The 9,316-nt window shown below is 60.8% G+C and carries 7 protein-coding genes and 1 pseudogene; 2 read left to right on the top strand and 6 right to left on the bottom strand.

Annotated features, from left to right (window positions below):
- Positions 1-132 precede the first annotated feature (132 nt).
- The 6 genes and pseudogenes from F0169_RS27025 to F0169_RS27000 all read right to left on the bottom strand — a co-directional run bounded on the left by F0169_RS27025 (position 133) and on the right by F0169_RS27000 (position 6,107).
- A complete protein-coding gene (locus F0169_RS27025; RefSeq protein ID WP_152748134.1) occupies positions 133-1,491 on the bottom strand; it encodes an 8-oxoguanine deaminase in 1,359 nt (452 codons plus the stop codon).
- A gap of 127 nt (positions 1,492-1,618) precedes the next feature.
- Positions 1,619-2,304: pseudogene (locus F0169_RS27020) on the bottom strand (SDR family oxidoreductase).
- Between the two features lie 57 nt (positions 2,305-2,361).
- Positions 2,362-2,943, bottom strand: a complete 582-nt coding sequence (locus tag F0169_RS27015; protein WP_152748133.1) for an IMPACT family protein — start codon at positions 2,941-2,943, stop codon at positions 2,362-2,364.
- A 12-nt stretch (positions 2,944-2,955) separates the two neighbouring features.
- Positions 2,956-3,615 carry a TetR/AcrR family transcriptional regulator gene (locus F0169_RS27010; RefSeq protein WP_152748132.1) on the bottom strand — a complete coding sequence of 220 codons (660 nt, stop codon included), beginning with the start codon at positions 3,613-3,615 and terminating at the stop codon, positions 2,956-2,958.
- Between the two features lie 88 nt (positions 3,616-3,703).
- Entirely contained in the window at positions 3,704-5,098 is a 1,395-nt protein-coding gene (locus F0169_RS27005; RefSeq protein WP_152748135.1) for a uracil-xanthine permease family protein, read from the bottom strand.
- A gap of 88 nt (positions 5,099-5,186) precedes the next feature.
- Positions 5,187-6,107 (bottom strand): LysR family transcriptional regulator, encoded by a 921-nt coding sequence (locus F0169_RS27000; RefSeq protein ID WP_058415646.1) that lies wholly within the window; start codon positions 6,105-6,107, stop codon positions 5,187-5,189.
- A 126-nt stretch (positions 6,108-6,233) separates the two neighbouring features.
- Here F0169_RS27000 and aptA point away from each other — a divergent pair, with 126 nt between their 5' ends.
- Together aptA and F0169_RS26990 are read left to right on the top strand one after the other, a co-directional pair.
- Entirely contained in the window at positions 6,234-7,583 is a 1,350-nt protein-coding gene (gene aptA / locus F0169_RS26995; RefSeq protein WP_152748131.1) for an omega-aminotransferase AptA, read from the top strand.
- A 39-nt stretch (positions 7,584-7,622) separates the two neighbouring features.
- The gene (locus F0169_RS26990; RefSeq protein WP_152748130.1) at positions 7,623-9,116 is read left to right on the top strand and encodes a CoA-acylating methylmalonate-semialdehyde dehydrogenase; all 1,494 of its coding nucleotides are present in this window, start codon (positions 7,623-7,625) and stop codon (positions 9,114-9,116) included.
- Positions 9,117-9,316: the final 200 nt, after the last annotated feature.

The raw sequence follows: 9,316 nt of genomic DNA, 5'->3' as shown, positions 1-9,316 counted from the left end.
TGAGGCTTAATCGCCACCTTGCTCACTGTGGAGGGGGCTTGCTCCCGATTGCGGTGTGTCAGTTGAAAAATATTTTATTCTGACACACCGCAATCGCGAGCAAGCCCGCTCCCACAGTTGATTTTTGTTGGGCTAGCTTGCGGCGATCAGTTGGCGCGCCGCTTGGCTGTGATCGGCGATCAGGCCTTTAAGGTCGAGGCCTTCGATCTGGCCGTCGATCACGCGCCACTTGCCCGCCACCATCACCCGATCGGCGCGGTCGGCGCCGCACAGCAGCAGCGCTGAAATCGGATCGTGGCTGCCCGAAAAGCGCAGCTCGTCGAGCTTGAACAGCGCCAAGTCAGCCTGTTTGCCTACTGCCAACTCACCAATATCGGTACGACCGAGCAACTGCGCCGAGCCTTTAGTCGCCCAGCCCAGTACACCGTCGGGGGTGATTTTTTCTGCGCCATAACGCAGGCGCTGGATGTACAGGGCCTGGCGCGCTTCAAGGATCATGTTCGACGCGTCGTTGGAGGCGGAGCCGTCGACGCCCAAGCCGATCGGCGCACCGGCCGCGAGCAGGTCGAGGGTTGGGCAGATGCCCGAAGCCAGGCGCATGTTCGAACTTGGGCAATGGCAAATGCCGGTGCCGGCGGCGCCCAGGCGGGTGATTTCATCCGGGTTGAAATGAATCCCGTGCGCGAGCCAAGTGCGCGGGCCGAGCCAGCCGACGCTGTCGAGGTAGTCAACGGTGCGCAGGCCGAAGCGCTGCAGGCAGAAGTCTTCTTCGTCCAGTGTTTCCGCCAGGTGCGTGTGCAGGCGCACGTCGAGGCTGTCGGCCAGTTCGGCGCTGGCTCGCATGATTTCCGGCGTCACCGAAAACGGCGAGCAGGGCGCGAGCGCAATCTGGATGTGCGCGCCGTCGCCACGCTCGTGGTAGGTGCGGATCAGGCGTTGGCTGTCGTCGAGGATCACTTGGCCTTGTTGCACGGTTTGCTGCGGCGGCAGGCCGCCATCGGCTTCGCCCAAACTCATGGACCCGCGCGTGAGCGTGGCGCGCATGCCCAACTCGCGCACGCTGTGCACTTGCACGTCGATGGCGTTTTCCAGGCCGTCGGGAAACAGGTAGTGGTGATCCGCCGCCGTGGTGCAGCCAGAGAGCAGCAGTTCAGCCAAGGCGACTTTGGAGGCGAGCGCGAGTTTTTCCGGGGTCAGCCTGGCCCACACCGGGTACAGGGTTTTCAGCCAGGGGAATAGCGGCTGGTTAACCACCGGCGCCCACGCGCGGGTCAGGGTTTGGTAGAAGTGGTGATGCGTGTTGATCAAACCGGGCAGGATTACATGTTCGCGCGCATCGAACACCTGCGCACAGGGCTGTGCGGGTTGTTGGCCCAAGGCGAGTACCTCGGTGATCACAGCGTCTTGCAACACCAGGCCACCCCGCGCGTCGAGGCCATTGGCAGTGAAAATCGCGAGGGGGTTTTTTAACCAGATACGGGTCGCAGGCATTGGCCGGCTCCTCTGAATGATGGGTTCAGGTTTGCCAGCTCAGTGTTGCCCTGTCTGCTGATCCAGGGTCGCCGTTGCGGGCGAGATGGGTAGTTTAGCGGGAGGGAGCAAGCCCCTCCCACCTTTTTTACCAGGCGATGGTGTCGCCTTTGTAGTCCACAAAGTGATGGCCGCCTTTACCGGTGTAGGCGTTCACCTGATCGATCAGGCCGCGCACGCTGGTCTCGACGTCGATACTGGCGTTTTCGCCGCCCATGTCGGTTTTGACCCAACCCGGGTGCAATGACAGCACAGTGAGTTTTTGCCCGCCGAGTTGGGTGATAAAGCTATTGGTCATGGAGTTGAGCGCGGCCTTGCTGGCCTTGTACAGCGCCAGGTCGGCGCGTCCGGGATGGTCACGCTGCCCAGCACCGAACTCATGAAGGCGAGCACGCCGCTGTCTTTGCGGATCTGCCCGACAAAACGCTGGGCCAGGTTGATCGGCGCCACGGCGTTGGTGAAAAACAGTTGGCCGACTTCCGCCAAAGTGGCGTGGCCAGGTTCCTGGTTGGCCGGGCCTTTGACGCCGGCGTTAACGAACAGCAGGTCGAAGGTGTGCTCTTTAAGGCGCTGGCTCAAGGCGATCACGGCTTGCTGATCGTCCATATCCAACTTCTCGATGTGTACATTACCGGCGGCTTTGAGCGCGTCGGCCTTGCTCGGATCACGCACCGTGGCGGTCACGTCCCAGCCGTCCTGGAGCAATTGCTTGACCAGGCCGAGGCCCAGCCCGCGTGAGGCGCCGATGATCAGTGCGGTTTTTGGCGTAGGCATGAAGGGCTTCCTTAAGAGTCGCAGTTCAGGGGAGAGCAGCGTACAACCATAGCAGCTTCAGCGTTGCAGCAGGATACGTCCACGGCTGAGGTCGGCCAGTTGGGTTTGCAGCGTGTCGATGTGGGCCTCGCCCAGCGCAAGCTGCAGGTCCACGCCATTGGCGGTGAAGGTTTCTTCCACCACCAGCCCGCCGAGTTCGGCAACGCGCAGTTTCAGCAGGTTCAGTTCGGCGAACGCGCAGGCGCAGCTCAGCGGCACGCGGCTGATCAGCTCGATGCGCTCGGCATTTTGCAGGCATTTATTTGCGCCGCCGCCGTAGGCGCGGGCCAAACCGCCCGTGCCGAGTTGGATGCCGCCGTACCAGCGAATCACCAGTACCGCGACTTGATCAAACCCCTGCGCTTCGATGGCCGCAAGGATCGGTCGCCCGGCAGTGCCGCCGGGTTCGCCATCGTCGTTGCTGCGGTACTGCTCGCCCAGCTTCCAGGCCCAGCAGTTGTGCGTGGCGTTGAGGTCGCTGTGTTGCTCAAAAAACGTTTGGGCGTCTTGCGGGCTGGTGATCGGCGCGGCGAGGGTGATGAAGCGGCTTTTGCGTATTTCTTCACGAAGTTCGCAAAGGCCGGTGAGCGTGAAAGGCATAAGTCGCTTCGTTTAGAGGGCTGGCTTGATGCCACAGCCCTTGAGAATGATGTGGATCAGGTTGCTGCCTGCGTCGTCCATGTCCTGTTTGGTCAGCTTGGTGCGACCGGTGACGCGGCAGATCTGGGTGGCGAAATCGGCGTAGTGCTGGGTGCTGCCCCACAGCAGGAATATCAGGTGTACGGGGTCTATCGGGTCCATCTTGCCGGTGTCGATCCAGGCTTGAAACACTGCCGCGCGCCCGCTGAACCAGGCGCGGTAGTCTTGGCTGAAATATTCGGTGAGGCATTCGCCGCCGCTGATGATCTCCATCGCGAAAATCCGCGAGGCCTGTGGCTGGCGCCGCGAAAACTCCATCTTGGTGCGGATGTAGCGGGTGAGCGCCACGGCCGGGTCGTCCTCGGCGGTCAGCGCGTTGAAGGTGCTGTCCCACAGTTCGAGGATATTACTGAGCACGGCGATATACAGGCCAAGCTTGTTGGTGAAGTAGTAGTGCAAGTTGGCCTTGGGCAGCCCGGCACTCGCAGCAATGGTGTTCATGCTGGTGCCTTTGTAGCCGTGGCGCGCGAACTCGTCTTCAGCAGCCTGCAGAATCGCTTGTTCGTTCTTTTGCCGAATGCGGCTGGCGGGTTTACCGGCGTGGTTGCCGTGGGCAGGAACTTCGAGGCTCATGTGAGGTTTCCGTGCTGATCGATAGAGACGACGTGTGCACAGATAACTCACCCTCAAGCCTCAGACAAGTCCCGATGCAATAAAACCGTTAAAGCGGTTCCAGTGTGTCGCTTTCCGCCGCGTGATTTGCGGCAGCGGCGCTGGTTTTGGTTTCAGGCAATAACAGGCACAACACGATGGCGGTGATGCCGCCGCTGGTGATGGCGGAGTCGAACAGGTTCTGCACCAGGCTTGGCATCAAATGCAATAAGTTCGGTTGTGCGGCAATGCCCAGGCCGACGCCGAACGAGGTGGCGATGATCAGCATGCTGCGCCGGTCCAGCGGCGCTTGGGCGAGGATGCGCACACCGGCCGCGGCCACGCTGCCGAACATCACCAACGTAGCGCCGCCCAATACCGGTTTGGGGATTTGCTGCAGCACGGCGCCGATCAACGGAAACAAACCGAGGCAAAACAGCAGCACGCCGATATACAGGCCGACGTAACGGCTGGCCACGCCGGTGAGTTGGATCACCCCGTTGTTCTGCGCGAAGGTGGTGTTGGGGAAGGCGCTGAAGGTGGCCGCGATCATGCAACTCACGCCATCGCCGAGAACGCCGCCCTTGAGCCGGCTTATATAAGAAGCGCCGCTGATGGGCTGGCGCGCGATCATGCAGTTGGCCGTCAGGTCGCCGACGGTTTCGATGCTGCTGATCAGGTAAATCAGCGCGATCGGCAGGAAGGCGCTCCAGTCGAAGCTGAAACCAAAACGAAACGGCATCGGCAGGCTGATCAATGGCACATCGGGCAGCGCCTGGGGCACCAGTTTGCCGCTGAACCACGCCGCGAGGCTGCCCAACGCCAGGCCGATGATGATGGCCGAGAGGCGCACCCACGGGGTGTTCGAGCGGTTTAGCAGGATAATGGTCAGCACCACGAACAGGCCCAGCGCCAGGTTGATCGGCGCGCCAAAGTCGGGCGCATTAAAACCGCCGCCGAGGTCGGTGATGCCGACTTTGATCAGGCTGACACCAATCAGCGTGATCACAATGCCGGTGACCAACGGCGTAATCACCCGGCGCAGTTGCCCGATAAAACGGCTCAACACGATTTGTACCGCCGCGCCGAAAAAGCACACGCCAAAGATCATCGCCATGATGTCTTCCGGGCTGCCGCCGCGTTGCTTCACCAGAAAACCCGCTGACAATACCGCGCCGAGAAACGCAAAGCTGGTGCCTTGCAGGCAGATCATCCCGGCACCGATACCAAACGGCCTGCGCGCCTGGATGAACGTGCCGACGCCGGAGACCATTAACGCCATGCTGATCAAGTAAGGCAGATGGGCAGTCAGGCCCAGCGTAGAGCCGATGATCAACGGCGGGGTGATGATGCCGACGAACGCCGCCAGCACATGCTGCAGTGCGGCGAGTACCGCGGGGATCGGTTTTGGTCGGTCGTTGAGGCCGTAGATCAGGTCGCTGGGGCTGGAAGATTCTGGTGGCATGGCGGGCAAACTCAAGGCGGACAATTCAAGGTGCGTGGTGCCTTGCAAAAAGCTGTCCAGTTGCTCAAGTTTTTGTAAGAGCACCGCGCTAGCGCGTTGACGCCAGGCTTTCGAGAAAGCTCTCCAGCACCAAATGAGGGCGACGGCCCTTGCGCGTGACCGATGCGAGGCTCAAATCGTAAAAACGCGTAGCCGGTTTCAGCGCGCGCAGTCGGCCTTGTTGCACCCACAGGCTGGCGTAGTGGTCGGGCAGGTAGCCAATGTAACGGCCAGTCAGAATCAGAAACGCCATGCCTTCACGGTCCGACGCGCTGGCGGTGCAATTGAGCGCCTGGTAGTGCGCCTGGACCTCGGCGGGCAGGCGGAAGGTCGGGGCGATGGCGTCCTGGCTGTCGACGCGGGTGTCGTCCAACTGCTTATCGTCGGCGTAAAACAGCGGGTGGCCGACCGCGCAATAGAGCAGTGAACGCTCGCTGTACAAAGGCTGATATTCCAGGCCGGACAACGCGCTGGCCTGGGGCACCACGCCAACATGCAGGCCGCCGTCGAGTACGCCTTGTTCGACTTCGTTGGGCGCAATCATGCGGATCTGGATTTGCACGTCCGGGCCGCGTTCCTTTAGCTGCGCCAGGGCGTGGGTGATGCGCATATGCGGCAGCGTGACGAGGTTGTCGGTGAGACCGATGATCAACTCGCCGCGCAGGTGCTGGTGCAGGCCATTGACCTCGGTGCGAAAACTTTCCAGTGCACTTAATAGTTGAAGTGCCGATTGGTAGACCTCGCGGCCTTCCTCGGTCAGCGAAAACCCGGCGCGCCCGCGCTGGCAAAGGCGCAGGCCCAAGCGTTGCTCAAGGTCACCCATCTGCTGGCTGATGGCCGAACGCCCGATGCCGAGCACGGCTTCCGCCGCCGAGAAGCCGCCGCATTCCACCACGCTGCGAAAAATGCGCAGCAGGCGAATATCAAAGTCGCTGACTTGCGCCAACGGGTCGGGGCGACGGCTGCTCATAGTTTAGTCAAGACCTGACTGAAGGTTAGAAGAGTTGCATTTCATCGACTTTATCCGCGTGGCAATTTAGCTGCAACTACGCTTTTTGATTCCCGCCGCTGCCTTTTGCCCCGCGAGGTTTTGCTGATGAACATGCCCGAAACCGCACCATCTTCCCTGGCCAGCCAATTGAAGTTGGATGCGCATTGGATGCCCTACACCGCTAACCGCAACTTCCAGCGTGACCCGCGCCTGATCGTGGCCGCCGAAGGCAGTTGGTTAACCGATGACAAGGGCCGCAAGGTGTACGACTCGTTGTCGGGCCTGTGGACCTGCGGCGCCGGGCACACGCGCAAGGAAATTCAGGCTGCGGTCTCCAAGCAACTGGGCACGCTGGACTACTCGCCGGGCTTCCAATACGGTCATCCGTTGTCGTTTCAACTGGCGGAAAAGATTACCGACCTGACCCCGGGCAACCTCAATCACGTGTTTTTCACCGACTCCGGCTCCGAGTGCGCCGACACCGCGGTGAAGATGGTGCGTGCCTATTGGCGCCTGAAAGGCCAGGCGACCAAGACCAAAATGATCGGCCGCGCGCGTGGCTACCATGGCGTGAACATCGCCGGTACCAGCCTGGGCGGCGTCAACGGCAACCGTAAGTTGTTCGGTCAGGGCCTGATGGATGTCGACCACCTGCCGCACACCTTGCTGGCCAGTAACGTCTTCTCGCGTGGCATGCCGGAGCAGGGCGGTATCGCCTTGGCCGATGAGTTGCTCAAGCTGATCGAGCTGCATGACGCCTCCAACATCGCGGCGGTGTTCGTCGAGCCGATGGCCGGTTCTGCCGGCGTGCTGGTGCCGCCGCAGGGTTACCTGAAACGCCTGCGTGAAATCTGTGACCAGCACAATATCCTGTTGGTGTTTGACGAAGTGATCACCGGTTTCGGCCGCACCGGCTCGATGTTCGGTGCCGACAGCTTCGGCGTCACCCCAGACCTGATGTGCATCGCCAAGCAAGTCACCAACGGCGCGATCCCAATGGGCGCGGTGATTGCCAGCAGCGAGATCTACCAGACCTTCATGAACCAGGCGACGCCTGAGTACGCGGTGGAATTCCCGCACGGCTACACCTACTCGGCGCACCCGGTCGCGTGCGCGGCGGGCCTGGCGGCATTGGACCTGTTACAAAAAGAGAACCTGGTGCAGAGCGTCGCCGAAGTCGCCCCGCACTTTGAGAATGCGTTGCACGGGCTGAAGGGCTCCAAAAACGTGATCGACATCCGTAACTATGGTTTGGCCGGCGCGATCCAGATTGCCCCGCGTGACGGTGATGCAATCGTGCGTCCCTTCGAGGCTGGCATAGCCTTGTGGAAGGCCGGTTTTTACGTGCGTTTTGGCGGCGACACCTTGCAGTTCGGGCCAACCTTTAACAGCAAGCCGCAGGACCTGGACCGCCTGTTCGACGCGGTCGGCGAAGTGCTGCACAAGATCGACTGATTTCTCCTTCTATATACAACAACTTTTCAGGAGCCCTGCATGAGCCTTATCCAGCATTTGATCAATGGCGAGATGGTCACCGAAAACGGTCGCACGGCCGACGTGTACAACCCGTCCACTGGCCAGGTGATTCACCAGGTGCCGCTGGCCAGCCGTGAAACCATTCAGCGTGCAATCGACTCGGCCAAGGCGGCGTTCCCGGCCTGGCGTAATACCCCGCCGGCCAAGCGCGCCCAAGTGATGTTCCGTTTCAAGCAATTGCTGGAGCAGAACGAAGCGCGTATCTCGCAATTGATCAGCGAAGAGCATGGCAAGACGTTGGAAGACGCCGCGGGCGAATTGAAGCGCGGGATCGAGAACGTTGAGTACGCGTGCTCGGCGCCGGAGATTTTAAAAGGCGAGTACAGCCGCAACGTCGGGCCCAACATTGATGCCTGGTCGGACTTCCAGCCGCTGGGTGTGGTGGCGGGGATTACCCCGTTCAACTTCCCGGCGATGGTGCCGCTGTGGATGTACCCGCTGGCGATTGTTTGCGGTAACTGTTTCATCCTCAAGCCTTCAGAGCGTGATCCAAGTTCCACGCTGCTGATTGCGCAGTTGCTGCAAGAAGCCGGTTTGCCCAAAGGCGTGCTGAGTGTGGTGCACGGCGACAAGGGCGCAGTGGATGCGCTGATCGAAGCGCCGCAAGTGAAAGCGCTGAGCTTTGTCGGCTCAACGCCGATTGCCGAGTACATCTACGCCGAAGCGACCAAGCGTGGCAAACGCGTGCAGGCGTTGGGCGGGGCGAAGAACCATGCGGTACTGATGCCGGATGCAGACCTGGACAATGCGGTCAGTGCCTTGATGGGCGCAGCGTATGGTTCGTGCGGTGAGCGCTGCATGGCGATTTCGGTGGCGGTGTGCGTGGGGGACCAGGTGGCGGATGCGTTGATCGCCAAATTGGTGCCGCAGGTCAAAGCGCTGAAGATCGGCGCAGGCACCTCTTGTGGTCTGGACATGGGGCCACTGGTGACGGGGCAGGCGCGGGATAAAGTCAGTGGTTATATAGAAGACGGTGTAGCAGCGGGTGCCGAGCTGGTGGTCGACGGTCGTGGTTTGAGTGTTGCAGGGCATGAGCAGGGTTTCTTCCTGGGCGGCAGCTTGTTTGACCGCGTGACGCCGGAGATGCGTATCTATAAAGAAGAAATCTTCGGGCCGGTGCTGTGTGTGGTTCGGGTGAATAGCCTGGAAGCGGCGATGCAACTGATCAACGATCACGAGTACGGCAACGGTACGTGCATCTTCACGCGTGACGGCGAGGCTGCGCGGCTGTTCTGTGATGAAATCGAAGTGGGCATGGTCGGGGTGAACGTACCTTTGCCGGTGCCGGTGGCGTATCACAGCTTTGGTGGCTGGAAACGTTCGCTGTTTGGTGACTTGCATGCTTATGGGCCGGATGGGGTGCGTTTCTATACGCGTCGCAAGGCGATCACCCAGCGTTGGCCGCAGCGGGCCAGCCATGAAGCGTCGCAGTTCGCGTTCCCGAGCTTGTAAGTCGAGCGCTGAAAAGCCGCCCCCGGGGGCCGGGCTTTCGCGTTTTTGCGGGGTTTTTGACCGATATGACAGAAATGTGAAAAAGGTGTTGAACGGCAGATTCTGGAAGTCTATAATTCGCCCACTCCGGCGCAGTCGAAACGGAAAACTCCTTGGTAAACAAAGAGTTATGTGAGATTCGACAGCGAGTTGCTTCAGTT

The sequence above is a fragment of the Pseudomonas kitaguniensis genome (assembly GCF_009296165.1).
GTDB classification, from domain to species: domain Bacteria; phylum Pseudomonadota; class Gammaproteobacteria; order Pseudomonadales; family Pseudomonadaceae; genus Aquipseudomonas; species Aquipseudomonas kitaguniensis.
This window is presented reverse-complemented; position numbering and strand designations above follow the sequence as displayed.

Excerpts from the sequence above, each read along its gene's own strand:
- F0169_RS27025 (WP_152748134.1), bottom strand. The coding sequence starts at position 1,491 with ATGCCTGCGACCCGTATCTGGTTAAAAAACCCCCTCGCGATTTTCACT.
- F0169_RS27015 (WP_152748133.1), bottom strand. The coding sequence starts at position 2,943 with ATGCCTTTCACGCTCACCGGCCTTTGCGAACTTCGTGAAGAAATACGC.
- F0169_RS27010 (WP_152748132.1), bottom strand. The coding sequence starts at position 3,615 with ATGAGCCTCGAAGTTCCTGCCCACGGCAACCACGCCGGTAAACCCGCC.
- F0169_RS27005 (WP_152748135.1), bottom strand. The coding sequence starts at position 5,098 with ATGCCACCAGAATCTTCCAGCCCCAGCGACCTGATCTACGGCCTCAAC.
- F0169_RS27000 (WP_058415646.1), bottom strand. The coding sequence starts at position 6,107 with ATGAGCAGCCGTCGCCCCGACCCGTTGGCGCAAGTCAGCGACTTTGAT.
- aptA (WP_152748131.1), top strand. The coding sequence starts at position 6,234 with ATGAACATGCCCGAAACCGCACCATCTTCCCTGGCCAGCCAATTGAAG.
- F0169_RS26990 (WP_152748130.1), top strand. The coding sequence starts at position 7,623 with ATGAGCCTTATCCAGCATTTGATCAATGGCGAGATGGTCACCGAAAAC.